Annotated in this window: 20 protein-coding genes and 1 tRNA gene; 6 read left to right on the forward strand and 15 right to left on the reverse strand. The window is 46.5% G+C overall.

Going from position 1 to position 26,579, the window contains the following annotated elements; all coding sequences use genetic code 11:
- Nucleotides 1-74 precede the first annotated feature (74 nt).
- The 9 genes from D082_RS06305 to ppsA all read right to left on the reverse strand — a co-directional run bounded on the left by D082_RS06305 (nt 75) and on the right by ppsA (nt 11,709).
- The gene (locus tag D082_RS06305; RefSeq protein ID WP_238546865.1) at nt 75-692 is read right to left on the reverse strand and encodes a hypothetical protein; all 618 of its coding nucleotides are present in this window, start codon (nt 690-692) and stop codon (nt 75-77) included.
- Between the two features lie 21 nt (nt 693-713).
- Entirely contained in the window at nt 714-848 is a 135-nt protein-coding gene (locus D082_RS19290; protein WP_255356937.1) for a hypothetical protein, read from the reverse strand.
- 63 nt (nt 849-911) lie between these two features.
- On the reverse strand, nt 912-2,456 hold the full coding sequence (locus D082_RS06310; protein ID WP_028948837.1) for a mercuric reductase: 1,545 nt from the start codon (nt 2,454-2,456) through the stop codon (nt 912-914).
- 141 nt (nt 2,457-2,597) lie between these two features.
- Nucleotides 2,598-2,882: a hypothetical protein gene (locus D082_RS18805; protein WP_051738710.1), complete on the reverse strand. Its 285-nt coding sequence runs from the start codon at nt 2,880-2,882 to the stop codon at nt 2,598-2,600.
- 394 nt (nt 2,883-3,276) lie between these two features.
- The gene (locus D082_RS06320; RefSeq protein ID WP_369796140.1) at nt 3,277-4,101 is read right to left on the reverse strand and encodes a TVP38/TMEM64 family protein; all 825 of its coding nucleotides are present in this window, start codon (nt 4,099-4,101) and stop codon (nt 3,277-3,279) included.
- A 58-nt stretch (nt 4,102-4,159) separates the two neighbouring features.
- The gene (gene arsS, locus D082_RS06325; RefSeq protein WP_028948835.1) at nt 4,160-5,170 is read right to left on the reverse strand and encodes an arsenosugar biosynthesis radical SAM (seleno)protein ArsS; all 1,011 of its coding nucleotides are present in this window, start codon (nt 5,168-5,170) and stop codon (nt 4,160-4,162) included.
- Nucleotides 5,171-5,232: 62 nt separating this feature from the next.
- On the reverse strand, nt 5,233-6,201 hold the full coding sequence (gene arsM / locus D082_RS06330) for an arsenosugar biosynthesis arsenite methyltransferase ArsM (protein ID WP_028948834.1): 969 nt from the start codon (nt 6,199-6,201) through the stop codon (nt 5,233-5,235).
- Nucleotides 6,202-6,544: 343 nt separating this feature from the next.
- Nucleotides 6,545-8,947 carry a diguanylate cyclase gene (locus tag D082_RS06335; protein ID WP_238546866.1) on the reverse strand — a complete coding sequence of 801 codons (2,403 nt, stop codon included), beginning with the start codon at nt 8,945-8,947 and terminating at the stop codon, nt 6,545-6,547.
- Nucleotides 8,948-9,243: 296 nt separating this feature from the next.
- Entirely contained in the window at nt 9,244-11,709 is a 2,466-nt protein-coding gene (gene ppsA / locus D082_RS06340; protein WP_028948832.1) for a pyruvate, water dikinase, read from the reverse strand.
- 502 nt (nt 11,710-12,211) lie between these two features.
- Here ppsA and polA point away from each other — a divergent pair.
- The 3 genes from polA (at nt 12,212) to D082_RS06355 (ending at nt 18,343) form a co-directional block, all read left to right on the forward strand.
- Nucleotides 12,212-15,172 carry a DNA polymerase I gene (gene polA, locus D082_RS06345; protein ID WP_028948831.1) on the forward strand — a complete coding sequence of 987 codons (2,961 nt, stop codon included), beginning with the start codon at nt 12,212-12,214 and terminating at the stop codon, nt 15,170-15,172.
- A 181-nt stretch (nt 15,173-15,353) separates the two neighbouring features.
- A complete protein-coding gene (locus D082_RS06350) occupies nt 15,354-16,562 on the forward strand; it encodes a hypothetical protein (protein WP_028948830.1) in 1,209 nt (402 codons plus the stop codon).
- A 110-nt stretch (nt 16,563-16,672) separates the two neighbouring features.
- Nucleotides 16,673-18,343, forward strand: a complete 1,671-nt coding sequence (locus D082_RS06355; RefSeq protein WP_051738711.1) for a carbohydrate porin — start codon at nt 16,673-16,675, stop codon at nt 18,341-18,343.
- 36 nt (nt 18,344-18,379) lie between these two features.
- Here the strand turns inward: D082_RS06355 and D082_RS06360 are convergent, their stop codons facing one another.
- Entirely contained in the window at nt 18,380-20,272 is a 1,893-nt protein-coding gene (locus D082_RS06360) for a hypothetical protein (RefSeq protein WP_028948829.1), read from the reverse strand.
- A 143-nt stretch (nt 20,273-20,415) separates the two neighbouring features.
- On the opposite strand from D082_RS06360, the gene pdhA reads away from it, so the two are divergent.
- Nucleotides 20,416-21,444: a pyruvate dehydrogenase (acetyl-transferring) E1 component subunit alpha gene (pdhA, locus tag D082_RS06365; protein ID WP_028948828.1), complete on the forward strand. Its 1,029-nt coding sequence runs from the start codon at nt 20,416-20,418 to the stop codon at nt 21,442-21,444.
- A 122-nt stretch (nt 21,445-21,566) separates the two neighbouring features.
- Nucleotides 21,567-22,958: an MFS transporter gene (locus D082_RS06370; RefSeq protein ID WP_028948827.1), complete on the forward strand. Its 1,392-nt coding sequence runs from the start codon at nt 21,567-21,569 to the stop codon at nt 22,956-22,958.
- Between the two features lie 4 nt (nt 22,959-22,962).
- On the opposite strand, the gene xth is transcribed toward D082_RS06370, so the two are convergent.
- From xth to D082_RS19295, 4 genes are all read right to left on the reverse strand, one after another.
- A complete protein-coding gene (xth, locus tag D082_RS06375) occupies nt 22,963-23,763 on the reverse strand; it encodes an exodeoxyribonuclease III (protein WP_028948826.1) in 801 nt (266 codons plus the stop codon).
- Nucleotides 23,738-24,202 (reverse strand): DUF3750 domain-containing protein, encoded by a 465-nt coding sequence (locus D082_RS06380; protein ID WP_028948825.1) that lies wholly within the window; start codon nt 24,200-24,202, stop codon nt 23,738-23,740. The genes xth and D082_RS06380 overlap by 26 nt, the downstream gene beginning before the upstream one ends.
- Nucleotides 24,203-24,236: 34 nt before the next feature.
- Nucleotides 24,237-24,686 carry a nucleoside-diphosphate kinase gene (gene ndk / locus D082_RS06385; protein WP_028948824.1) on the reverse strand — a complete coding sequence of 150 codons (450 nt, stop codon included), beginning with the start codon at nt 24,684-24,686 and terminating at the stop codon, nt 24,237-24,239.
- 130 nt (nt 24,687-24,816) lie between these two features.
- The gene (locus D082_RS19295) at nt 24,817-24,942 is read right to left on the reverse strand and encodes a hypothetical protein (protein WP_255356938.1); all 126 of its coding nucleotides are present in this window, start codon (nt 24,940-24,942) and stop codon (nt 24,817-24,819) included.
- On the opposite strand from D082_RS19295, the gene D082_RS06390 reads away from it, so the two are divergent.
- Nucleotides 24,910-24,982: transfer RNA gene (locus tag D082_RS06390), tRNA-Ala, on the forward strand. The two genes, D082_RS19295 and D082_RS06390, sit on opposite strands and share 33 nt — an antisense overlap.
- 127 nt (nt 24,983-25,109) lie before the next feature.
- Here D082_RS06390 and D082_RS06395 read toward each other — a convergent pair.
- Complete coding sequence (locus D082_RS06395) at nt 25,110-26,579, reverse strand: AMP-binding protein (protein ID WP_028948823.1); 1,470 nt, start codon at nt 26,577-26,579, stop codon at nt 25,110-25,112.

Here is a 26,579-nt window from a genome sequence, read left to right on the forward strand (position 1 = left end):
TATTGTAAAGGATTGTAAAAAAGGACTAGGGATAGGACGAAGATATTCAGTTGTTGCAAGTGGAAAAGTTCCCATTAACTAAGGCTCAAGACTTTACAGGGCTGGCTCGACTTGTGCTCTATGGGGGGTATGGGTGTGGGCCAGGAACGAAAACGCCAATGGAAAAAAGGAGGTAAAAACGGCGAAAAATGCCAATCCATCGACCAAGTCCGAGGCGTACTATCACTAGCCAAGCAATGGAAAGCCAGCCGTTCCCAGCTTAAATTTTCTGCCACCAAACGACTGCCCCAATGGGTAATCTGGGCCCATTGCCGTTGGGGAGAATTAACTAAGCAAAGGCTGTTGGCTACGTAATTGTCGCTGGAAGCCATCAGTAACAGGTTTTCCCCCGTTTCAAAACAGTTAAATTGTCCGGGTTGCCAAGTTAACAGAGGGGTTTGGTCGGTGGCGGTTAAATATTCCGTTAATCCCACCTTTTGCACATCAAAGTTGGGAATGGCATTACCGAAGGGGGCTTCCTGTTTGACTATGCCGTGGAAGATGCCCCGCAGTTGACTCCCGTCGTTGAAAGTATAAATCCATTGCCAAGGTTGGGCCGATGAGTCGTTTTTTGTCTGGCGCACTAGATTGACGTTAACGGCGATCGCCAAGGGGGAGAAGGAGTAACCTGCTAAATAATGTGCCGTGCCCATGCGTTCCCCCTTATTCCTTAGCTAGGAATTATTACTCAATGCTGTCACTTCCAGCTTATCCGTATTGGGCTTCCCTTGGGGGCCAGGCAATGAAAAGTTAATGTTTTGCCCAATCAATGGATTTTCACCGTACTTTTTTACTTTGGAGTAAACCATCGAAGTAGATTTCTAGAACTTTTCGCGACTTAGTGACAATGGAATTTTTGCTTGCCAAACTGATTAAGACAATTTACTTAACCATTTCAGTAAACGCTTAGTGTTGCTAGTAAGTAAGGTTCGGCGGTAGGCATCGGCGGCTTTTTTAATTACTTCCGCCTGGGTAGGATAAGGATGGATTACCCCTGCTAATTTACTCAAACCAATTTTATTGACTATAGCTGTGGTGATTTCCGAAATCATTTCCCCTGCGTGGGGGGCAACAATGGTGGCTCCGAGAATTTCATCACTATTAGCGATATGAATAATTTTTAGAAATCCCTCCGTTTCCCCTGCGGCGATCGCCCGATCAACATTAGAAAAAGGAATTTTGATAGTTTTATAGCCAATATCCATAGCTTCAGCGGCCATTTCAGTTAAACCAACATGGGCAACTTCTGGGTCGGTGTAAGTAACCCAGGGCATAGTTAAATGGCTTAATTTACTACGCCCTAAACCAAAGGGAGAAAAGAGAGTATTTTTAATAACAATGCGAGCAGCAGCATCGGCGGCATGGGTAAATTTCCAATCTAAACAAATATCCCCAGCGGCATAAATTTTCGGGTTGGTGGTTTGCAAATAATCATTAACTTTCACTCCCCGGTGATCAAATTCCACTCCCGTCGCTTCTAAATTTAAGCCTTCCACGTTAGGGACTCGCCCTGCTCCAGCAAGAATTTCATCTATTTCAATTGAACCAGATTGACCCTTGGCGATATAGTGTAAAATCTTGCCATTTTCCGTTAACTCTGCTCGCTCTAATTGGGCATTTAAAATTAATTTAACCCCATCTTTAATTAAGGATTGCTGGACAATGGCCGCCGCTTCCGGATCTTCTTTATTCAATAAATAACTCCCCCGATGCAGTAACGTAACTTGCGCCCCCAATCTTTGAAAGGCTTGGGCTAACTCGCAACCAATGGGGCCACCACCAATCACCGCTAGGCGATCGGGACATTCCGTTAAGGAAAATACTGTTTCATTGGTCAAAAATCCCACCTCTTCAATACCAAGAATATTAGGCCTTACCGCCCTAGCTCCTGTGGCAATGACCGCTTTTTTATAGGGTAAAACTGCTTCCCCCACTTCAATGCAATTATTTTTTAAAAAATGCCCTTGGCCAAGAAAAACATCAATGCCTAAATCTCGAAATCTTTGGGCAGAATCATGGTGACTAATGCCCGCTCGAATTTTTCGCATTCTAGCCATCACTGCCGGGAAATCTACTTCAATCTTGGCTGGTTTTTTAACACCTAAACTATCAGCATAATTCACCATCCCGACCACTCGGGCAGAGCTAATTAAGGCTTTGGAAGGAACGCAACCAAAGTTAAGGCAATCACCCCCCATCAAATTCTTTTCAATCAGGGCAACTTTTAAACCAATGCCTAAGCCGGCCGCTCCGGCCGCCACCACTAGACCAGCGGTTCCTGCCCCAATAACCACTAAATCATATTCTTTTTCGGGAGAAGGATTTACCCAATCGGGGGGGTGAACCTGGGATAGCAATTCTTGATTATATTTATCCTTGGGCAGAATATCAACGGCATGGGACAGGGAATTATCCATAGGTTTTAATTAATTAAAAATAGTATTGTTTTTACTTAGCGCCCCGGATTGGGCATTTATTCTTGATGATAAACTCTATGCTAAAAAGCATTTCCTTAATGGGAGGATAACCAAGAAGACTACTATTAATGCCAGTGTAAATCAATATGCCATCCGCATTAACCAGAAAGAAAACGGTTCACAGAATAGAAGTGGTTCGTGATCAAATTCTCCGTTTGATATATACAATGCCCAATGTCGCATTCGTTTTAGGATTAGGCCATAGCCCATAGTAAGATTTTTAATGTCCCATTCTTGCTTCGATTGCTCTGCATCTTCCTGGTTATGACCACTAATGGCGATCGCCGCAATGCTCACCTTATTAAATTCAACTAAAAGTAGATCTAGCCGGGATAGATATAGTTGATTTAATTGAAAGTAAAACACTGAACGGAGCCAAAACCTTCTTTGGTAAAGACCTTAGCTATCTCAATCTTACTTTGATTGACTATAGCTATGACAAATGGAACAAAATTTGTCGCGTTAGAAGAAAATAAAGCTAAAATTTTCCGGCTTTTATTCCGACAATTGCCAAAGGGAACCACCAAGGGTAGCAATTTCAAGTTGGGGCGTATTTTGACCACTGGCTAGTTTGTGACTCATTAGATTAGTTCCTCTCAATAATTAGGTTGACAATTATAGTCATTTCTAGTAAAACTGAGGCAGTCGAATTCACCGAAAAGCTTGTCAATAAAGACTTAAGTAGTCTCGAAATTATTTGAAATGACTATAACTGTTAATGGTCGATTAAAGTTAGATTCATAGCTTAGTGAAGCTATGCTTATTCGGTCATTTTTGGTTCCACAATTACTTCATTTAAGGCTTTTTTAGCAATCTTAGTGATGTAGATAGTGACAGCAAGGGTGGCGATAAAACCAATAATGCGAATTGTCCATTGTATGGTGGGATTGGCCTGAGTTATTTCAGCTCCAACAGTGGCTAAACTGCCGGCTAAAGAACCAATATAAACATAGGTAATGGTGCCGGGAATCATGCCCAGGGAACCAATGACATAATTCTTTAAAGAAACTCCAGTGACACCATAGCCATAGTTCAACAAATTAAAGGGAAAAACTGGGGAAAGCCTAGTTAAAAGAACAATCTTTAAACCTTCCTTACCCACCGCTTCATCAATGGCTTTAAATTTTTGATTACCGGCGATTTTTTTTGATACCCAACCCCGGGCCAAGTATCGTCCCACCAGAAATGCCCCCGTTGCCCCAAGTGTTGCGCCAATGAAAACATAGACTGAGCCAAGGATAACTCCAAATACCACCCCAGCCCCCAAAGTTAAAATCGATCCCGGCAGAAAAGCCACCGTGGCTACCACATAAAGCAAGATAAAGGCGATCGCTCCGGCAGTGCCTAAACCATCAATCCATTGCAGGGCATTTAGTAACCAACTTTGGGGGTTAAAACCACCAGCACCACTTTCCTGGGCTAGGGCAGGGCTGGCCAAAAAAAACATGGCAACACTAAAGCTAGAAATAGCCAATGCTTCCAGTAAATGAATGAGGGCAAAAGCACCGATGGTTAAAAGTCCAAAACCTTGCCATCGGGGTGATTTAGATTGTTTTTTGAAGATTTTCAAGAAATGGGTAAACATAGTAATTGTTGTGAGAAATGTAAAAAAGTCATCAGTAATTAGTTAAAATTAAGTTGGTTTAAGTCAATGCTCCTCCACAGCTAGATCCAGCTCCGGCGGTGCAACCATAACAATAATCGGCAGTTTTAATCTCTTGGATTAAATCTAAATTATCAGCTTTTAATAAATCGCTAACAGTTAATTTTTTATGTAAAGCGGATTGGGCAGAAATATTTTCCATTTGGTTAAAATCGCAGTCATAAATATTACCCAAATAATCAACGGATAGTTCGTTGCGACACATCAGATTATCAACTGTTACTGGATTAAAATTATTTTCCAAGAAAGCCAGATATCTTTGATGTAATTGATATTTTTCAAGATGAAATTTACTCCGACCAATGGGCAAGTTAGTAATGGTCAGTAAATTATTAAAATTAATGTCAAAATGTTCTTTGAGGAATTTTTTATAATCCTGTTCAAGGGACTGCTGAGGAGGGGTGAGGGAGAATTTTTCTGAAGTTGGTAGCGGCGGATTATAAACTAGGTCTAAAATTAAACTTTCATTCTGGCCATAACCCAATTTATTCAACCATTGCAGAGCTTGAATAGATTTTTCATAAACCCCATTACCCCGCATTTTATCTACATTATCTTCGAGATAGCACGGCAAAGAAGCAACGATTCTGACTTGATGCCGGGCACAATATTCAGGAATATCCTTAAATCCTGTTTCAAAATAGATGGTCAAATTAGAACGAACAATTACTTCTTTACCTGTGGTCCTAGCGGCTTCCACCAGGGGCTTAAAACCGTAGAGTATTTCCGGTGCTCCCCCGGTGAGATCCACCACTTTTATTTGGGAAAATTTTTGAATAATTTCGATTAATTGTTGGCAGATTTTTGAAGAAAGCTCCTCAGTGCGTTGGGGACCAGCATCCACATGGCAATGACTACAGGCTAGATTGCAACGCTTTCCCAAATTAATTTGGAGGGTAGAAATTTTTTGCTTGGTTAGAGGAATATCTAACTTTTGAGCAAAGGGAGTAATTTTAGGTTTTTGAAAGGAACCCTCTAATTGTTGAACCATGTTATCTGAATTGCTTAAACTATCTCAAAAATGTTAATTATCAAATATAAACTAGACCAAGTCTAACAACAACCGCCACCGCTATAATGCCAAGTAGAATCGGTGATCATAATTTTGTCTGGATAGGTAGAGCTTAATTTTAGGGCTGTTTTATCGCACACCGCACTGGGAACTCCCTGTTGTAAGATATGCCCTGCTTGGTCATCAAATAGGGGTTCTGATCCGGCATAAATGGCAGTTTTACCTGTAAAAATACAAGCTCCATCGCCGGGAATAGGTACTTTAAAGGAAACAGAGTCTAAACTTTCTAACAATAAATGTTCATCCAGTTTGTAAGTGACGGAATCGAGCAAACGATAGGGGCGGCGGGCTCGAATTTCTATCTGTCCAAAACCGGTATCAATTAAGTGTTGAATGTATTCTGCATAGGTTAATGCTCCGGATAAACACATGGCCCGTAACCGTTCATCCTGGCGCAAATGTTGAGGAATAGGCCGGGTAGCAATGGGATCGCTCATGATCAAACGGCCATGGGGTTTTAAAACTCGGTAGGCTTCTTTGAGGGCTCGGGATAAATCTTCCGGCTCAAAAATATTAAACAGACAATTCTGGGCCACCAGATCCACGGAATTATCCGGTACAGGTAAAGCAAAGGCATCCCCTGGCCGAATTTCTACAAACTTAGTCTGGAACCAATTATTTTCCTCGGCAGCTAATTGCAAATTACGCACAGCAGCAGCCCGCATTGCTTCCACCGGCTCCACCGCAACCACTCCCCCAGGACGACGGCAAAAATAGGCAAATTGCAATGCTTCCAGACCACCTCCAACGCCGACGTAAAGCACTGTGGGTTCTCCGGCCAATTCATTGGGGTGCACCGTAGTTCCACAACCATAATTCATTTCCTGCATGGGAAGAGGAATGGTTAATTCTGGCAGGGTGAGGGGATTACTTTGCACGCAACAAAGTCCCACTTCTGGAGTTTGGGCGACTTCTGCGTAAAAATCGGCGGCGGTTTGTAGGTAAGTCATTGTGAATTTTAACTTTGGGAAATTTGATAATTGGGCCGGAATTAGTAACTTAGTTTTTTGATTTTAGATCGAATAGACTTTAGTGAAAATTTTTTCTAATCATTCTTTAAAATCAATAGCAAAAAATAAAGTTGCCATCAAATTATAGCGGTGTAGAGAAATGTCGGCCAATTAAAAAAATAATAATAGCTCCAATTATTACATCAACAATTATATAAATTGATATAAATTGCAGCCTACTATCCACCAAATCAAAAATATTTTTCTGATTTTATTTACTCTAAATTTATCCCTTACAGTGTTCTTCGATGGTAGCCTAAGCCCGCCGCAAATGAAGCAGGACCTAAATGGAAACTTCTTTGGGCGCAATGATGACCCGATTTCTGCCGGCTTGCTTGGCATTGTACAAAGCTTTATCTGCCATTTGCATAATTTCTTGCCCCGTTTGACCATGATCGGGGTAACAAGAAACACCAAAAGAGGCGGTGATACTATTTAGAATCTGTCCACTGTATTCTATTTCCATTTCGGCGATCGCCTGACGTAAAAATTCTGCTTTTTGCAAAGCCTCTTCGAGGGTAGTATCAGGCAAAATTACAGTTATTTCTTCGCCTCCATAACGACAGGCCACATCGGAAGCCCGAATATTATTTTTCAGAAGAGCACCGATGGAAGCTAAGACACGATCGCCGGCGTCATGGCCTAGGGAATCGTTAAAATGCTTGAAGTGGTCAATATCAATCATCATCACACTAATCGAATAGCGATGACGTTTTGCCCTGGCCAGTTCCTGGATTAAACATTGCTCTAGGTAACGGCGGTTGAAAAGCGTGGTCAATGGATCCCGCAAACTCCGTTCTTCCAGTTGTTCCCTTAACTTCAAATTGGCGATCGCCAAGCCAAGCTGTTCCGCCACTGTTTTTGCCAATTGTTGCCGTATTTCGGGCAAAACTTGTTCTTTGAAAGTGCAAAGAAACAGCAAGCCAAGGGTTTCTCCCTGGGCAATGAGGGGAATACACAAACTTGCCAACGGTAAGTGTTGGTCATTAACATGATTGCAAAACAAAGCATGTTGCCCCTGCTTCACCCCATGGGAGCGTCCCCGTCGCAAAGCCCAACAATCTAGGGGGGTGAACACATCATCGGAGCATAACGGATTACCCCAAAAAGTGACCCGTTCGAGGTAATTATTTTGGGGAGCTAAGATAAAAATCCCACCGTAACAACCAGGAAATAGAGGTTGGGCTAGGGCTGCAATCACCCCACACGCATCTTTGACGGTAAAACAAGACTGGAGATAATCGGTAATGCCCGAAAGTATTAACATTTCAGCATTACGCTGTTTCAATTCATCGAGACGATCCTCTAGGGTTTGGTTAACTTTTCGTAGTTCCTCCTCAAATTGTTTACGGCGGGTAATGTCCACATCCACCCCAATGACACGGATGGGAAAATTGTTTTGATCTCGAATCACAATGGCCTGACTTGCCGCCCAGCGGAGGGTCCCATCGGGTTTGATAAAGCGGAACTCTAAATCATATGGTTCATTATTATGGATACTTTGGTCTAGAGCTTCCAGTACCATGGTCCGGTCATCAGGATGCATCATTTGTGCGACTTTTTGTAGATCGCCATCAAAACTTCCCGGCTTAAGTCCCATCATTTGCTCCAGGCTTTCTGACCACACAATGCCATTAGTTAAAAGATCCAAATCCCAATAGCCCATATTGGCCGCATTAAACGCTAACTTCAAACGTTCTTCATTTTCCTGGAGGGATTGGGTGCGATCTAAAACACGCTGTTCCAACTGGGCATTGAGTTCCGCCAGTTTTGCTTCCGTTGCTTGGTACCGATGCAGGGTTTCCTGCTGCTCAGTCATATCCACCACTATACAGACTGTATATTTAAGCTCCACATCTATGCTGGCAACACCGACCAGCACGGGAATGCGGCTGCCATCCTTGCGGTAATACTCCTTTTGCCAAGGCTCCGGGGTTTCGTGATTCCGCAAACGGGCAATAATTTCTCGATCTTTTTGGTCGTATTCGGGGGGAGTTAGCTCATCCCAGCGCACCAGCCCAATATCTAATTCTTGTCTGCTAAAACCGATCATTTTTAGAAAACGGTCATTGGCATCGAGAATTTGCCCTTGATTGGAAGCAAAAAACATCCCGACAATATTGGACTCAAACAAATTTCTAAAGCGGGCTTCGCTTTCCCTTGAGGCTATTTCGGCCATCTTGCGATCACTAATGTCCATGGCCACCCCCTGCAATCCCCTTACCTTTCCCTGATCGTCGATAACTGCTTCGATTCTGGCCCACACCCAACCTGTGGAAAAGTCAGCGCGGGTTATTGCATACTCTATGGCCTGGGTTTTTCCAGTGGCAATGACGGTGTCAACAATACTCTGGTGGAGTTCTCTAAATTCGGGCTGAATGCTCTGGACTAACCAGTCATAACTGGGGGCAAACTGATGGGGCTCTAGACCAAATAATTGATAAATTTCCGCTGACCAGGTGATCTCACCGGAGGCAATATCAAACCGCCAAAAACCCAATTTAGCAATACGTTGAATGTCTGCTAAATCCGTTTCCCGCTGTTGGAGGACGGTTGCTTGGGCCTGGGTTGCTGTGGAATACTGTTGCCGAAAGTCTGCCAATTCCTGCCTCAACCCCTCCATTTCCTGGAGTAATTGAGCTTTAGTTTTGTGGCGATCGCTCATGGTTTTGCGGAATGAAGCCACTCCAAATCGGGCAAATCAACTAGTATGGCCATCGTTTGAGATGATATTTTCTTCTGGGCAATATTTTAGTCAAGGTTGTGTCCGCAATTTTTCCAGAAGTAAAAGCTTTTGGCCCTTGCCGTAGGTGAACTGCCACTCCTAACATTGGCTACATTCTAGCTCAAGAGCCCAAATTAACGGATCATTACCCTTGCCAATTAAATCGAGCAAAATTTGTATATTTGGTCAGGGAATGACTGCCCATTTGACCCATTGAGCCTACGGAAGGGCAAAGGGAATTATCACTCAGATCTAAACTATGGTTCACTGTCCATTGCTTTTTCCACCTCCGCAATGCGTAAAACAGTTTTAAGTACGGAATCGGGATTCAGGCTGATGGAATCAATACCCAATTCCACTAAAAATTCGGCAAATTCAGGATAATCCGAGGGGGCTTGGCCACAGATGCCAATTTTACGGCCGTTAGCTTTTGCCGTTTCAATGGCCATTTTGACCATGCGTTTGACCCCTTGATTACGTTCATCAAACAGATGGGCAACGAGGGATGAATCCCGGTCTAAACCTAAAGTTAATTGGGTTAAATCATTGGAGCCAATGGAGAAGCCGTCAAATACCTGGCTAAATTCATCGGCCAGAATGACGTTACTGGGCAACTCACACATGACGTAAATTTCTAGGCCGTTTTCCCCTTGTTTCAGGCCATGTTTCGCCATTTCCGCAATTACCCTGCGACCTTCATCGGGGGTACGACAGAAGGGAATCATGGGAATGACGTTGGTTAAACCCATTTCGTCCCGTACCCGTTTCAGAGCTTGGCATTCCAAAGCATAGGCTTCTCGGTAATGGGGATCGTAGTAACGGGAAGCGCCCCGCCAGCCGATCATGGGGTTTTCTTCCTTCGGTTCAAACTGGCGGCCACCGAGCAGGTTAGCGTATTCGTTGGATTTAAAATCCGACATCCGCACCACCACAGGTTTGGGGTAAAACGCCGCCGCAATCATGGCAATGCCATGGGCCAATTTGTCGACAAAGAACCGAGGGCGATCGCCGGCGTAGAGTTTGGTTAACTCAGCAATTTCGGCTTTGGCAACGGGATCCTTTAGCTCGTCGAATTTCATCAGGGCCAGGGGATGGGCCTTGATATGATTGGCAATGATAAATTCCAAACGGGCCAGACCCACGCCATCGGCGGGATAACTGGCAAAACCGAAGGCCTGTTCCGGATTACCCACATTCATCAAAATTTGAGTTTTGGTGCGGGGGATATTGTCGAGTTTAGTTTCATGAATTTCATATTCTAAAATGCCGCTGTAAACAGTGCCTGCATCCCCTTCCGAACAACATACAGTTACTTCCTGGCCAGTTTTAATGCTATCGGTGGCATCCCCACAACCGACGATCGCCGGAATCCCCATTTCCCGAGCAATGATGGCGGCATGACAGGTTTTGCCCCCCTGGTTAGTAACGATCGCCGAAGCCTGTTTCATGATCGGCTCCCAATCAGGGTCAGTGCGGTTGGTGATCAAGACCTCGCCGGGACGAAACTGATTAATTTGGGACACATTACGAATTACCTGGGCTTTACCCTGGCCGATCGCCGCCCCCACACTGCGGCCTGTGGCCAAAATTTTGCTGTGCTCTTTTAGCTCATAGGTTTTAATCACATTGGCGGATTTTTGGGATTGCACCGTTTCCGGCCGGGCTTGGACAATGAATAATTGCCCGGTTTGCCCATCCTTAGCCCACTCAATGTCCATGGGAGTATAAACCTCCCGCACGGCGGAATAATGATCCTCAATGATGCAGGCCCAGCGGGCTAATTGCAGAATTTCATCATCATCGATGCAATATTTTTCCCGTTCCGGTTCGGCCACTTCCACATTTTTTGTCAGTTTAGAACCGCCCACATCGTAGACCATTTTGATGGTTTTACTACCCAGACGTTTTTCTAAAATAGGCTTGAAACCCTCTTTTAAAGTGGGCTTGAAGACGAAGTATTCATCGGGGTTGACGGCCCCCTGCACCACATTTTCCCCCAAGCCATAGGCGGCGGTAATCAGAGCCGCATTTTTGAAACCCGTTTCCGTATCGATGGAGAACATTACCCCAGAAGTGGCCAGGTCAGAACGCACCATTTTTTGTACACCCACCGATAAAGCAACGGCAAAGTGATCAAAACCGTTGTGATGACGATAGGAAATGGCCCGGTCCGTGAACAGCGAAGCAAAACATTTATGGCAGGATTCCAGCAGGCAGGAAAGACTATGAACATTGAGGTATGTTTCCTGTTGCCCGGCAAAACTAGCTTCCGGTAAATCCTCCGCCGTAGCACTGGAGCGCACCGCCACATCCACCCCTGTACCACCCATTTTTTGGCCATAGCGTTCACACATGGCACCATAGGCTTCGGCGATCGCCATCTGTAAATCAGAGGGAAAGGGAGTATCTAATATCAGCTGTCGGGCTAAATATCCCCGTTCCTGCAAATTAGCCATGTTATTGACATCTAGGTCTGCAAAGAGCTTCCGCAGTTTTTCCTCTAGACCAGCTTCTTCGATAAAATGACGGTAAGCGTAGGCCGTGGTGGCAAAACCAGAAGGTACATTCACCCCCTTACTGGTTAACTCTTGAATCATTTCCCCTAAGGAAGAATTTTTGCCCCCCACCAGTCCCACATCATGGGTCCCCACCTCTTCAAACCAGAGAATCAAGGCGGTTTCTTTGTTACTCACAGAGGCTTTTTCGATGATTGAACTTACCATATTTATTTACCCCTAATCAATACCTTAAGTTTATCGAGGTTGATCTACCAAACTTTATTTTGTTGGCAATTGTTTATAAATTGATAAGTTTCTTCAATATAGTGTTAATTAATTATTAAAAAATCAGGACAAGGCTAAATTGTGCGGTAGGATAAGGGGTGTTATCGGCCTAGAATTTATTGGAAACATTAGCCTACAGATTTGAAGAACCAATATCGGTAAAATGGTTGGTTAGCCCTAAAGTTTTTTAGTCTTTTTGATCCCAAGCAAAATTCCCCCGAGGTTTGTCCTCTAAAAGATTTCCACTTCAACTTAATATTAAATGTTTCTCTTTGGTAGTGGAGGAGCTGATGGATTTTTAAGGCTATTACTGACCCTGGATGCTGGTCTTTATTAATAAAAACTAATACATTTCTTCATAGATAATATTTAATCTAATTTGCCGTAGACAGGGCCTTTGGTGTTCTGCCGCAGGGGTATAATTGAGCTTCGTCCCCGGTACCTGTTTATGTCTGCTGAATCCCCTTTGTTATTACTGGTTGATGGCCATTCCTTGGCATTTCGTGCGTACTATGCTTTTGGTTTGTCAAAAAAGGGTCCTCTGCGGACAACGGCGGGCATTCCCACCAGTGTATGTTTTGGTTTTTTAAACTCCTTGATACAGGTGATGGAATCCCAAAAACCAGCGGCGATCGCCATTGCCTTTGACCGCCGGGAACCAACTTTTCGCCATGAAGCCGACGTGGCTTATAAGTCTAACCGTCAGGAAACACCGGAGGATTTTGCGGAAGATTTAAGCTACCTCCAGCAATTGTTAGAGGCCCTTAATTTACAAACCATCACCTATGCAGGCTATGAAGCCGACGACATTTTAGGCACCTTAGCCCACCAGGGTAGTGATGCCGGCTATCGGGTCAAAATTCTCAGTGGCGATCGGGATCTATTTCAATTGGTTAGCCCGGAAAAAAATACTTCTGTCTTATATCTAACCCGTAATCCCTTTTCTAGTAACACCGGCTATGACGAATTAGATTGGCCGGGGGTGATGGAGAAAATGGGAGTGACCCCCGCCCAAATTGTCGATTTTAAAGCCCTGTGTGGGGATAAATCCGATTGCATCCCAGGGATTAATGGCATTGGCGAAAAAACCGCCATCAAGCTTTTAGCTGAATACGAAACCCTAGAGGGGGTGTATGAAAACCTAGAACAAATTAAAGGGGCGCTGAAAACCAAATTGGCTAACGGCAAAGATGATGCGCTCCATTCCCAAATGTTAGCCCGCATTGTTATTGATGTTCCCCTGGAAGCAACCTGGGAAGATTTGCAATTAACAGGATTTTCCACCGATCGCCTGGTGCCCCTGTTAGAAAAATTGGAACTCCGAACTTTTATTGACAAAATTCCAGCCTTCCACCGCGCCTTTGGTGGTAATCAAGGTCCAATACCAGCGGGCAATGAAGCTAAAAATGAAGAACCAAAGAAAACTGTTAAGGCAAAAAAAAGCAGAGAAAAAGTCAATCCGGACGATTCCCAGCAATTATCTTTGTTTGATGGCGTGCCTGTGGTTAATCAGGAAGATGGTTTAATTACTATTCAATTACCAGAACAGATTCAACCCCAAATTATCACCACCATTGTCCAACTCGAAGCCTTGGCTAAGGAATTAAAACAACATACTGATGCCAACTTTCCCGTTGCTTGGGACACAGAAACCGACAATTTAGATCCGCTGATTGCGAACTTAGTGGGCATTGGTTGTGCTTGGGGTCAACAGCCCGATCAAGTGGCCTATATTCCCCTGGGGCACCATCAGGGGGAACAGTTATCCCTCGGCATAGTTAAAAATTTTGTAGGGGAAATTCTGGCCAATTCTGCCTATCCCAAAGTCCTACAAAATACCAAATTTGATCGACGGGTTTTGGCCCACCACGGCATGGAGTTGGGGGGGGTAGTGTTGGATACTATGCTAGCTAGTTATGTGCTCCAACCGGAGGAAACCCATAATTTAACCGATCTTTGCCGTCGCTATAACCTCGGTTTAGTGGCCCTGAGTTATAAAGATTTGGGCTTAAGAAAAGACCAGACCATTGCGGATTTACCAGTGGAAACAGCGGGGCAATACTGTGGCTTAGATTGCTATGCTACCTATTTACTAGCAGAAAAATTACAAAAGGAATTAGATAATTATCCTGAGCTGGCAAAGATTCTTGGGGAAATTGAACAGCCCTTAGAAAAGATTTTGGCTGGGATGGAAGATCATGGCATTCGCATCGATTGTGATTATCTACAAACCCTATCGGAGCAATTGGCAAAAAATTTGCTCACCATTGAAACCACAGCCTATGCAGCGGCGGGGGAAAGTTTTAATCTCAGTTCCCCCAAACAATTGGGCAGTATTTTGTTCGAGAAATTAGGCCTAGACCGAAAAAAATCCCGTAAAACTAAAACTGGTTACTCCACCGACCACGCCACCCTGGAGAAACTTCAGGGAGACCATCCTATTATTGATGCCATTTTAGAACATCGTACCCTAGCGAAATTAAAGTCCACCTATGTGGATGCTTTACCAGAATTAGTTAATCCCCACACCCAGAGAATTCACACGGATTTTAACCAGGCTGTCACTTCCACTGGGCGGCTCTCTTCTTCTAATCCTAATTTACAAAATATCCCCATTCGTTCCGATTTTTCCCGACAGATTCGGCGGGCTTTTTTACCCCAACAAGATTGGCTTTTGGTGTCGGCGGATTATTCCCAAATTGAGTTACGTATCCTCGCCCATCTCTCCCAAGAACCGGTATTACTACAGGCCTATGGCGATCGCCAAGATGTTCATACGGTGACGGCTAAATTACTATTTGGCAAAGAGGACATTACCCCAGCGGAAAGAAATCTCGGTAAAACGATTAATTTTGGGGTGATTTATGGCATGGGCGCCCAACGCTTTGCCAGGGAAACGGGAATTTCTGCGGTGGAAGGTAGGGAATTTATTGACCGTTACCATCGCACCTATCCCCAGGTCTTTGATTACCTGGAAACTATGAAGCTAGAGGCGATCGCCAATGGTTATGTCACCACCATTGTAGGCCGGAGACGTTACTTTAATTTTGTTACTGAGGCCCTCAGACAACTGAGGGGAAAGACCGTGACGGAGCTGGATTTGGTTGACCTGAAAATGAATTATAACGATGCCCAACTGCTACGCTCAGCGGCCAATGCCCCCATCCAAGGTTCCAGTGCCGATATTATTAAAATTGCGATGGTTAAGCTGGCTAAGCTCTTGGAAAGTTATCAAACCCGGATGTTATTGCAAGTACATGACGAACTAATTTTTGAAATGCCGCCGGAGGAATGGGAAGAATTAGCTCCCTTAATCCAAAACACCATGGAGCAGGCAATAACCTTATCAGTGCCGTTGGTGGTGGAAATGCATCGAGGTAAAAACTGGATGGAAGCTAAATAGTTTTATTACAGGTTGTGGCAGTCACTTAACTATTCTTAAAAATTCTCCCTTGTTAAAGGTGATACTGAAACTAAAAACTGGTGTGATAATAGCAAAACTAGATTTAAGCAGAAGACCAAATTTGCCCAGGATCTAGCCCCTCACCTTGAGAACAAAGAATAGTAATCACCACTGTTTACCCATGTCCCGAAATCCTTTCCCTGGTTTCCCAAAGGCCAAGTTTTTAACTGGTTTGACCAATAGTCTGATGGGCAAGGCTGTACTAGCTTTAGCCTTGGTTTTGTTGATGGCTTTTCCCACCTGGGCTTTGTTGAACAATGCTATTAAAAGTAGCTTGTTGCTAGATTCCCAAATGAATGTTTACTACGCTAAATCCCTCGACCGTTACACCGGGGAATTTAGAGCAAAGCACCCTATTATTCTCGGCTTATTCAGCAATGAGGGGGGTGATTTTTATTTGTATATGCCGGGTAAAACTACCCCAATCCAGGCCCCGCCGGTACCGGTGCAATACCAGGTGGTCAAAGGGGTTTCCCATAGTTCCATGGCCATTTACGCTATTCTTCAGCCCTACTTTGCCACGGCCGACAATGCTCCTGTGGCCGGGGATGGCTGGAAAGCGGAATTGACGGCCTACCGAGCTGAACAGGCCAATACATTAGCCCAGGCGGATCAGTTGGGTCTAGAGCCCGATGCCTTGACTGCGGTTAAAGAAATTTTGACCAATAATATTAGCTTTATTGACGAAACCTTGGCATCTGGAAAAATCGATCGCCAAAAGATCAATGCTTGGATTAAGGAAGTAGTGCCCCATTTCACCACCACCATCGGCACCGCCGCCACTTACCAAGTGGACCATTGGATGGAAGTTATGGCGGAATGGAAAAAAATGATCGGCGACCAGTGGGACCAAACCTTTGGGGTGACTAATACCCTTTACGTAACCCGCACCAACAACATTTTGTTTACCTTAATGGCCCAGTTTTTCGGCAAGGAAGCCATCAACGATCGCCTATTACTCTTTGAAACCACGGAATTCACCACCAAACCGGACACTATGTTGTCCCTGCTGACCCGCATTGTCAAAGACCGGGAATTGGGGCTTGCTTTCTTTGACGATTATTTCCTCATGGATGTGGAACTGCTCAGCACCGGGGCCCGGGAGGCGATCGCCAGGCAGGACGGAGCCAGAGTACCGATGGCCGCATCCCAAGGTTCCTATGCCGTGGGGCCAGCTCATGCCCGCATCCGTGCCTACGACGAAGCCAATGGCATTACCCCCATGTTGCCCCCCCTAGCTCCCTTCCATTCCCAGGAATGGCCCTGGCGTACCGTTGCCAGTGAAGGGGAAGGCCCGGAAACCTTACAGGAGGCATTGGAGCAAAAATAACGCCCCATTAACCTACGCTTAACTCTCAACGCCATGGAGATTGCACAGTCTTTCTCCATGGTTATGTTTTTACCTTTTTCCCTTTTGGTGTGCAGGATTGAGGCTTGACCATGGTTTCTAAATTTGTTTTTCACAACCCCAGCGATGGTTGGCGAAAATTAATCTCAAAATTGATATGCAGTGTTGCTATTTCACCCAGTTTAATTTTCGGTTTACAGCCAATAGTTTTAGCTGAATCTGGACAAAATAAGCAGAGTCAATTACTGGATTTGATCCAAGAAGATGTTGTTAATGATGATAAACAACAGCAACAATTAGAACTATTCTTCGATCCGCAATCCGATTTTAAAATAACTAAAGATATTGAAGGTGATCGCCTCACACCTATAACCATAGCAACGGGAAAAAATTGGTTAGCAAATAATCCTAACTATGACAACTTAACAGGAACGAATTACAGAACTCCTACAAAAATAGTTAACTCTAACCACCCAAAGGAAGAAGCAGAAAAAAGCCATTCCCAGCTACAAACCATGGCTGGCATCAGCGGGAACCCTGCCGCATCGAATATGTTAGTAGGCACTGGAGATTTAGGTCGTTGGTTAGGACTAGACGAAAATAGTCCCTTTCGCCTAGGCGGTGTTTTCATGGGCAACGTCAGCCAACAAATTTCCGGCGGCAATCAGCCGGGTTCCACCGATTTTAATGGGGCATTAATTTTGGGGTTGGGGATAGATTTAGAAAAGGCAGTAGGTTGGAAAAACGCCTTTTTTGAAGTGGAAGGTTTGCAATATAACGGCCAACCGGTGAACTTTGCAGCGGGTTCTGTCCAAGGCTATAACTCCGTTGAAGCTGGCCCCCCATTAAATCGAACAGAATTGTACCAACTCTGGCTCAATCAAACCTTTCTCGATAATCGCCTTTCTTTTCGGGTGGGTAAGCTAATTCCTTCGATGAATTTTGGCTATGTAGGAAGGCCCTTTGTGACCCAAACGAATCCACAACTGTTTACCTCCACCACGGGGCTAATCTATACTCCTGCATTTGTGGGTCCGGCCATGTTGGGCTTTATTCCCGGCTATTACAATTCGGCCTTTGGTTTGTACGGCAGTTGGAAATCCTGGGGCGGCCCCGGTGACAATCCTGCTACCCCCAATGGTTGGTACGCCCAGGCGGGAATTTATGACGGTAGGGGAGCCCAAGGGGTACAGACAGGGTTGGTGTGGCCAAACTTTTCTGGCCCCCTATTCAAAGTGGCGGAGGTGGGGGGAACCTGGACTCCCTACGCTGATGCACCGGAAATTGGTTGGGGCAGTGTGGCGGTGGGGGGATGGCGGCAGAGTGGCCCGCTAACGGCTCCTGGGGGAGCGTTTGAAACTCAAACAGGGGGCATCTATGGTTACCTAGTCCAAAAACTGGGTAAATTCCGGGATAGTGAAGACCAAAATGGCATTGTTGGTTTTGTCCAGGGAGGTTGGAACAGTTCCAACACAGCTTTAATACACAGTTCTTTGGGCTTTGGTTTAACTTTCATTGCGCCTTTTGGAGATCGCCCGTTGGATAGCTATGGTTTTGGCTTTTCCTGGGCCAGGTTAAATGCTAATCCCTTAGCAGGCTACGGTTTTAATAGTTACGAAACCATGGTGCAGTTCTATGCTCAGTACCATCTAGTGGGTAATTTGTTCATCCAACCGGTGCTGACGGTGTTACCAACTCCCGGCAGTGTAGGGGCCAGCGGCCCCAGTGTGAGCGGTACGGTGCAACTTACTTTTCCCTTCTAAAACACCATTTGATCTTGAATAGTTGAACGATCTAATTTAGGGGGAGGGGGGCAAAATATCTACATCGGTCAATTGCCGACCCAGTTTTTGCCGGAGCCAATGCCAGACTTTTTCTAGTAATTGTTCCAGTCCATACACTAGGCGATCCAGCCATTCCAAACACCACACCAAAATGTGCTTGTCATAGCCCAAACTCTGGGCCTGGGTTTCGATCCAATCAAAGGCGGTTTCCAATTCCTGGGGCGATCGCCGTTGACTGGCTATTTGCCCAGTAGACTGAAGTAATTTCCCCTTTGGTTTAATCTCCCCCTGGTCAGACAAAGCTTTTTCATCTAAAGCCCAATCCTCATCCAGCCAGGGATCTTGCACCATCTTCACAGCGGCATGGGGGGAAACGGAATTTACCAAGGCAGATTTTTTCCGGCTAGGGCGTTTACGACCACGGCGGTTAGGGGCGATCGCCGGGGAAAGATGGTCGGGATTATTCCCAGGAACCGAGAGAGCAAAATTGTTGGGGTTTTCAATACTTTCCTCTGTCCATTGCTCAATGGTACTAGCTTCCATTGATGGGCCATTACCTTGCCCCAATAGGGGCGTAACCATGGCGGGCATTGGTAAATCAGCAAATAAATCTTCCCAAGTTAACCAAGGACTGGCATTTTCCCCTGGTAAAGCGGGATTATTCCCCTGCTCCCCTCCTAAAGATTGGTTTGAATTCCCCCCCTGGGGGCCAAAAAAGTAGGCGATCGCCGCTTGGAGAATAACCTTCAACTCAAACGGGTCGGGGCCATTAACCGGATGGCGATCGGGATTGAATAATTGCTCCAGAGTTTGTTGTACCCGGTGCTGTAAATCTTGCCCCAGATGTTGCACGGTGGGGGGCAGCACTTCAACAATTTGTTGGGACAGTTGCTGGGATTTAACCACTGTGGCTTCAATAACCGGTTGTTGCCCTAAATTTTTTAGATGGCGGTTTGTTTGTCCGAGCCAATGTTTAATACCAGCTAGATTAGCCTGGACAGGGTTAGTTTGAACAATTGCTGTGGATGCAGGTAAAGCCGGCCTAGTTTGCCAACGGTAAATGCCCCGCCAGAGCCAATCCAGGGGCGCAATCACTTGGGCTGTCTGTTGCGTACTAATATCACCACCTTTGCCGGTTTTGCCGGTAATCAGAGGGATACCCCGCCATTGTTGAGCATTCAAAGCCCATTGCCGACGGCGTTGATAATGCCATTGGGCCAATTCCCGCCGGATTTGCCTTTGCAATTGTTGTTGTTGCTCCGGGGAAAACACATCCAGGGTTAAGTTATCTTTGGTGGTCAGTACCAAACGGCGATCGCCACAACGGGAAGCTAAACCTTGAATGACAATGGTGTCGTTACCGGAACGAAAAATATTCTTCACCTGTTCACCAAATTTAGCCAGTGGGGATGGCCCATTGCTGGGGAGTAAAGCAGGTTTTTCTGGCTGTCCGGGTAAAGCTAGGTCTTGATTGTTAACCGAAACATCATCTTCCCCAAGGGATTGATTATTGATTAAAGCTGGGAAGTCTTGGGCTAAAACTAAACCCCGACTGGTTTGATTTAACTCAGCATGGTCAAACCAAGCCTGTAGGGAGGTAAGTACTGTTTCAATGGCCTGGTCAGCGGCGATCGCCAAATATTCTTCATCCCCAGAGTTAACTTTGTCTCCATCTTTTCCGGGAGGTAAAGCCCGTTGATTGTGATTCCCCTGACCCCCTAACACAGGCCCCAACCATTTTTCTGGATGCAGTAGCCAGTAAAAGGGATAAATTAAAGCCTGTACGCCCCATTCCGCCGCCACCCGCAGATGACGCACCGTTTCCCCCAGGCGATCGCGCAACCGTTGGGATTGGCGATTGAGATTGGTAAAGAGACGACTCTTGTAGGGGCCACGGGAACTAGACATGGGGACTACCGAATTACCAATGGGACGATCACAAAGATCAGATTGTGTTCTATCCTACCCCGACTAGATGGGGCTGACCGACTTCGCATAGAATCTAACAGGGATGTAAAACCCTGCCCCTTCCATCTACTGCAAATTGTACTATGGTCTCAGAACGCATTTTGCCCGAATTGAACACTGCGGAAATTTCCCTGGACCGAGAAACGGCCCTAGTTCTTTACGAAGACATGGTCCTGGGTCGCTTCTTTGAGGACAAATGCGCTGAAATGTATTACCGGGGCAAAATGTTTGGGTTTGTCCATCTCTACAACGGCCAGGAAGCAGTTTCCTCCGGGGTAATCAAGGCCATGCGTCAGGACGAGGACTACGTTTGTAGCACCTACCGGGACCACGTCCATGCCCTCAGTGCTGGGGTGCCTGCCCGGGAAGTGATGGCGGAGTTATTTGGTAAGGAAACCGGCTGTAGCCGAGGCCGGGGGGGGTCCATGCACCTATTTTCCGCCGCCCATAACCTCCTGGGGGGATTTGCCTTCATTGGGGAAGGTATCCCTGTGGCCCTGGGGGCCGCCTTCCAAACCAAGTACCGCCGGGAAGTTTTAAAAGATGACAGTTTTGATCAAGTGACGGCCTGCTTTTTCGGAGATGGCACCACCAATAACGGCCAGTTTTTTGAATGTTTGAACATGGCCGCCCTGTGGAAATTACCCATCCTCTTTGTGGTGGAAAATAACAAATGGGCGATCGGCATGGCCCACGAGCGGGCTACCTCCCAACCGGAAATTTACAAAAAAGCCAGCGTGTTCAACATGGCCGGGGTGGAAGTGGACGGCATGGATGTGGTGGCGGTACATAAGGTAGCTACGGAAGCGGTGGCTAGGGCTAGGGCCGGGGAAGGGCCGACATTGATTGAGGCCTTAACCTATCGTTTCCGGGGCCACTCCTTGGCAGACCCCGATGAACTCCGTTCCGCTGAAGAAAAACAATTTTGGGCCGCCCGGGACCCGATTAAAAAGTTTGGCGCTTTCATGACAGAACACGAGTTGGCCAGCAATGAAGAGTTGAAGGCGATCGAAAAACGGATTCAAGGGGTCATTGATGATGCGTTGACCTTTGCCGAGTCCAGCCCCGAACCGAATCCCGAGGATCTAAGAAAATACATTTTTGCTGATTAGTGTCCTGGGGAAACGGCGCAATAGGTTCACCGTTTGGGAGAATAGAATGATCACCTGTTAGAGCTTGCTGATGACCTGGCGGCCAACAAGTTGGTCGCATGTTTCTCTCACACCCCCTGTGCATGGAATCCAAGTTGCTGAATGTAAATCAAGGCTTTGGCCCGGTTTTAAGAAATTCCCGCTTTTTGTTCCTCTGGGTTGGCCAAATTTTTTCCCAGTTGGCAGATAAATTTTATCTGGTTTTGATGATTGCCTTAATTGCCAACCATTACCAGGGAGAAAATCAGTCCATCAGCGGTTGGGTGTCGGCCATTATGATTGCTAACACTATTCCGGCGGTGCTATTTGGTTCCCTGGCGGGGGTCTACGTTGACCGTTGGCAAAAAAAACAAGTGTTGGTGGTCACTAATTTTTGCCGGGGCATTTTGATTTTGCTCCTGCCATTTCTACTCTGGTTCGGCGATCGCCAGAATATCAACCTTCCGGTGGGATGGTTGCCTAATTTTCTGCGCCGTTGGCAAACGGAGGAACATCAATATTTTGCCCTACCGTTGGGGTTTGTCATTCTGCTGGGGGTCACCTTTGCGGTGTCCACCCTGACCCAATTTTTTGCTCCGGCGGAACAATCGGCTACGCCCCTGGTGGTGCGGCGGCGGAACCTGTTAGCGGCCAATTCCCTCACCACTCTCACCATGATGGGGGTATTGATTATTGGTTTTGCCATTGGAGAACCCCTGTTGAGCTTGGCGGATAATCTCTTTCCCCAGGCGGGGGACGTGGGGCCGGTGTTGGTGGTGGCGGGCTGTTACCTGGTGGCAGGTTTCGTATTGCTAATGCTGAAAACGGGGGAAAAAAAGTTTGATCCGGATTTAGTCCATCCCCATGTGCTGAGTGACATTAAAGACGGCATCCGCTATTTGCAGGAAAATCATCGGGTACGCAATGCCCTAATCCAGTTATTAATTCTTTTTTCCATTTTTGCCGCTCTGTCAGTATTGGCGGTGAGTATGGCCGCCCATCTGCCGGGGTTAAAGGCTTCCCAGTTTGGTTTTTTGCTGGCCTTTGGCGGTTTAGGCATGGCGATCGGGGCGGTGAGCATTGGCTACATTGGTCAGCGATTTTCCCCCACGGAATTGGCCCTCTGGGGGTCTTTGGGCATGGGGGTTTGTCTGACGGGTTTAGCCCTGTTTGACCACAGTTTGGTACTAACTTTTATTACCATCACCATCATGGGATTTTTCGCCGCCATGGTGGGGGTGCCGATGCAAACGTTGATGCAGGTGGAAACAGATCCGGAATTCCACGGTAAGGTGTTCGGCTTGGAAAATAATGCTAATAATATTGCCCTGTCGTTGCCCTTAGCTCTGGCCGGGGTGGCGGAAAGTTTATTCGGTCTAACCCCAGTGTTGTTATTCTTGGCGGCGGCGGCGATCGCCGGAGGGTTGCTGAGTTGGTACATCAATGAAAATAGTCCTTCTGTGACCCCCCGTAAGGCCAAGGGCTCTTCAAGCTAGCTGATTATTGATTATTAATGGTTACCACCACTGGAGCATGGTCACTGGGTTTTTCCCAACCCCTCGGTTCTTTGTCTATCCAGCACTTTTGGGCTTGGGCGTAAAGTTTGGGGGTTAAATAATGGTGGTCAATGCGCCAACCCCGATCGCGGCTAAAGCCCCTGGTGCGATAATCCCACCAACTGTAATGGCCTGTTTCCTCGGTAAATTTGCGAAACCCGTCCTGCAACTCGGCGATCGCCAACACATCTTTTAAGGCTTGGCGTTCAACGGGGGTGGCCATAATATGGTTTTCTCGGCCCTTGGGATCATGGATGTCTCGGTCTTCTGGGGCAATGTTGAAATCACCACAGACTAGGAATTCTGGAGTGTCACTACGGCGCAGTTGCTCCAGGTAGATTTGTAGTAACTTTAACCACCGCAATTTGTACAAATACTTTTCAGTGTCGGGGGCCGAACCATTGGGCACGTAGAGATTAACTATCCGCAGACCACCATAAACGCCGCTGATTACCCGTTTTTGTTCGTCCAAATCCCCTGTCAAATCTGGCCCCACCAGAGACGCGAAGCCAATTTGTCCATTTTGCAACGGCTCCCGACTGATTATAGCCACGCCGTTATAGGACTTTTGTCCGGAAATGTAGCAGTGATAGCCCACCTGCTCAAACGGTTGGCGGGGAAAATCCTCATCCACCACTTTTGTTTCCTGTAAACAGAGCACATCAACGGGATTTGTGCCCAACCAATCAAGGATATGTTGCTGACGACTGCGGACAGAGTTAACGTTCCAACTGGCGATGTCCATGGGAAAAACGAGGAAAGATAAGTTTGCCATAGCCCCGGCCTACCCCCCGCCAGCCCAGATCAAAATCAATGGCTGCTTGCTCTAGCACCCATTGGGCATAGGTGTTGCTATTGGGGCCTGGCCAGTAACGATAGCTATAACAGTGGGGATAGGTGTGGGGACTGTGGAGAATAATTTCCCCCAGGCGATCGCCAAGGGAACCGGACCATTGCTGGGCCAAAAAACTAGGACCATTGCCCACCCCAGCCTGGGGCGCCAGCAAGTTTCGGTGCAAATGCCCCCAACTCTGGGGCTTTAACTCCCGCCGTTGCCACACTTCCCATCGCTGTACATTGGCTAAGGTTTGACCATGGCGATCGCCGATCACATACCAATAATGCACCGCCCAGCGACCGACGAAGGGAATCTTTGCCCACCGTAGTTGCACTTCCATGGCCATGGGAATAGATCAAAAGGCTGTGAAAAGAAGCTAATTATTCGTACAACCAGGGGTTGAGGGTGGCATCCCATTCATTCACTTCTTCTTCCTTAAACCAAAGGGAAATTTCCCGCTTAGCGGTTTCAATGGCATCGGAACCGTGGATAATGTTGCGACCAACGGACACACCGTAATCTCCTCGGATAGTGCCGGGGGCAGCGGCGTGGGGATCCGTAGCACCAATCATTTGGCGAGAGGTGGAAACGATGGAATTACCTTCCCACACCATGGCCACCACGGGGGAGGAACAGATGAAGTTTACCAAGCCAGAAAAGAAAGGTTTATCATTCAGAGCTTCGTAATGTTTTTCTGCCAATTCTTGGGAAACAGTCATTACTTTCATGGCGACCAATTTAAAGCCTTTTCTCTCAAAGCGACCGACAATTTCGCCAATTAATTGCCGTTGTACCCCGTCGGGCTTGATCATAATAAATGTGCGTTCCATGGCAACCTCCTTTTGCTTTTTCTGTTAAAAAACTTAACAATCAGTCAGTATTTTACATGGTTTGGGGGCGGTGATTCTCAATGTTCCTCCGGCTCCCAGCTCTGGAACAGCCCCACCGGGTGATCGCCGTTCAAGAACCGTGGGAGAAAAGAAGATCGAGAATAATTTTGGCGAAAGGCTTGACAAGGGGATCTACTTTCAGCACAATGGAATACTGTGACTCGGGGCTATAGCTCAGTTGGTAGAGCACTTGCATGGCATGCAAGGGGTCAGCGGTTCGAGCCCGCTTAGCTCCATAAAACCTTTGGGGATGCTATCCTCGCTTCCGGTGGTTGATGGGACCATTGTTTCTCTGCCGGGACTTTCTTTGGCTAAACCCTAGGGAAAATTGCCCAACCAAGGTTATTAAAGGTTATTAAATTATTACTTTCTATCGAGTTGTTCACTAGCCCAGTCGTACCAAAACTGATGGTTTAATTTTCCCAATGGCGATCGCCTTAGATCTGGGACAGGGAACCAATGCTTAGGACATTTCGGGCCGCTCAACTGACTTTTCAAATACTGGGCTAAGGCATTAACGTCGTCCTGCTGGTCAGCTTTTGGTACGTAAATGGCCACCAACATTTCCCCCCAATGGCAATCGCTCACTCCAATAATTAGCACGTCTTGAACTAAATTCTGGTCGAGTAAAAAAGCCTCAACTTCGCCTGGATCAATATTTTCTCCGCCACTGATAATGCGTCGACCCTGGCGGCCCGTGATGTACAGATAACCGTTTTGGCAATAACCTAAATCCCCAGTGGTGAAGATTTTACCGGGAAAGTCTGGATGTTCTGGTATGTAACCCTGACATAAAGCACCAGAGTCAATACAAATCGTACCCACAGCACCAGACATAATCGATTCGCCTTGGTGGTTAATAATGGTTAAGCGAACATGGGGCAAAGGTTTGCCGACCCCTTTTTGGCCGGCCAAAAATTCCCCAGGGGTCAAAGTGGCAATTTGGGCGGCGGTTTCCGTCATGCCATAGGTGGGAGCCAAGTTAATGGCGGTGGTTTTTGCCCTTGCTAAAAGTGCGGGCCAAGCCGGTGCTCCTCCTAAAAAAATGAGCGGAAAGTTTTTAAGCCAATCCCCATGGCGATCGAGCAGATATTCCAACTGGGTAGGCACCAGGGAGGTGACATAGTTGGGGGGCAAAGGAGGGGGAATTTGTTTCACTAAGCCATAATCCAGTGGGCTGAACTTTCCCCCAGTTAAAGCGGACCGCCACCATTGCATAAAGCCCCCCACATGGTGCATGGGCAGTACACAAAAGCTATTGATTTGACCATTATTGGACAGTAAAGGAACTAAAAACTCCTGCAATCCTGCCACTGCTATGGCTAGGGTTTGGGGGGTGTGGAGAGCAAAACGAATTCTGCCTGAAGATCCGCCGGTGGGGAAACCAATGATCAACCCTGACTTTGGCTGTTCTGGCTGACATTCCAGGGTGCTTGTCTTATGGGCCAAGGGCTTGGTATTCCAACTGTCAGATTGAAGCCTTAACCATTGTTGTTGCCATTGGGATGATCCCCAGAGGCGATCGGGTTGCAAAAACTGTACCACCTGCTGCCATTCCCGTCCTTGCCATTGGTGATTAGCAATGAACAACTCCCCCCGGCCAATCCGGAAAAACGCCACCACTGCCGCCCGAAATTTGACCCCATCTGGTTCCACTAGCAAAATTTTGGGATATTCAATCTTTGCCAGACTTTGTTGATATTTATCCACCCATTTTTGCCAATCAGGGGGCAATTGCTCACCCAAAACTGCTAAACCTTTTTCTAAAGCAAGCTCCAGGGCCGAGGCGATGGAATTGGGACAACTTAACCAGGGGGGGACTACAATCTCCAT

This window comes from Synechocystis sp. PCC 6714 (genome assembly GCF_000478825.2).
GTDB lineage: Bacteria > Cyanobacteriota > Cyanobacteriia > Cyanobacteriales > Microcystaceae > Synechocystis.

Coding starts and splice junctions, on each gene's coding strand:
- D082_RS06305 (WP_238546865.1), bottom strand. CDS start 692: ATGGGCACGGCACATTATTTAGCAGGTTACTCCTTCTCCCCCTTGGCG.
- D082_RS19290 (WP_255356937.1), bottom strand. CDS start 848: ATGGTTTACTCCAAAGTAAAAAAGTACGGTGAAAATCCATTGATTGGG.
- D082_RS06310 (WP_028948837.1), bottom strand. CDS start 2,456: ATGGATAATTCCCTGTCCCATGCCGTTGATATTCTGCCCAAGGATAAA.
- D082_RS06320 (WP_369796140.1), bottom strand. CDS start 4,101: ATGTTTACCCATTTCTTGAAAATCTTCAAAAAACAATCTAAATCACCC.
- arsS (WP_028948835.1), bottom strand. CDS start 5,170: ATGGTTCAACAATTAGAGGGTTCCTTTCAAAAACCTAAAATTACTCCC.
- arsM (WP_028948834.1), bottom strand. CDS start 6,201: ATGACTTACCTACAAACCGCCGCCGATTTTTACGCAGAAGTCGCCCAA.
- ppsA (WP_028948832.1), bottom strand. CDS start 11,709: ATGGTAAGTTCAATCATCGAAAAAGCCTCTGTGAGTAACAAAGAAACC.
- D082_RS06350 (WP_028948830.1), top strand. CDS start 15,354: ATGTCCCGAAATCCTTTCCCTGGTTTCCCAAAGGCCAAGTTTTTAACT.
- D082_RS06355 (WP_051738711.1), top strand. CDS start 16,673: ATGGTTTCTAAATTTGTTTTTCACAACCCCAGCGATGGTTGGCGAAAA.
- D082_RS06360 (WP_028948829.1), bottom strand. CDS start 20,272: ATGTCTAGTTCCCGTGGCCCCTACAAGAGTCGTCTCTTTACCAATCTC.
- pdhA (WP_028948828.1), top strand. CDS start 20,416: ATGGTCTCAGAACGCATTTTGCCCGAATTGAACACTGCGGAAATTTCC.
- D082_RS06370 (WP_028948827.1), top strand. CDS start 21,567: ATGGAATCCAAGTTGCTGAATGTAAATCAAGGCTTTGGCCCGGTTTTA.
- xth (WP_028948826.1), bottom strand. CDS start 23,763: ATGGACATCGCCAGTTGGAACGTTAACTCTGTCCGCAGTCGTCAGCAA.
- D082_RS06380 (WP_028948825.1), bottom strand. CDS start 24,202: ATGGCCATGGAAGTGCAACTACGGTGGGCAAAGATTCCCTTCGTCGGT.
- ndk (WP_028948824.1), bottom strand. CDS start 24,686: ATGGAACGCACATTTATTATGATCAAGCCCGACGGGGTACAACGGCAA.
- D082_RS19295 (WP_255356938.1), bottom strand. CDS start 24,942: ATGCAAGTGCTCTACCAACTGAGCTATAGCCCCGAGTCACAGTATTCC.
- D082_RS06395 (WP_028948823.1), bottom strand. CDS start 26,579: ATGGAGATTGTAGTCCCCCCCTGGTTAAGTTGTCCCAATTCCATCGCC.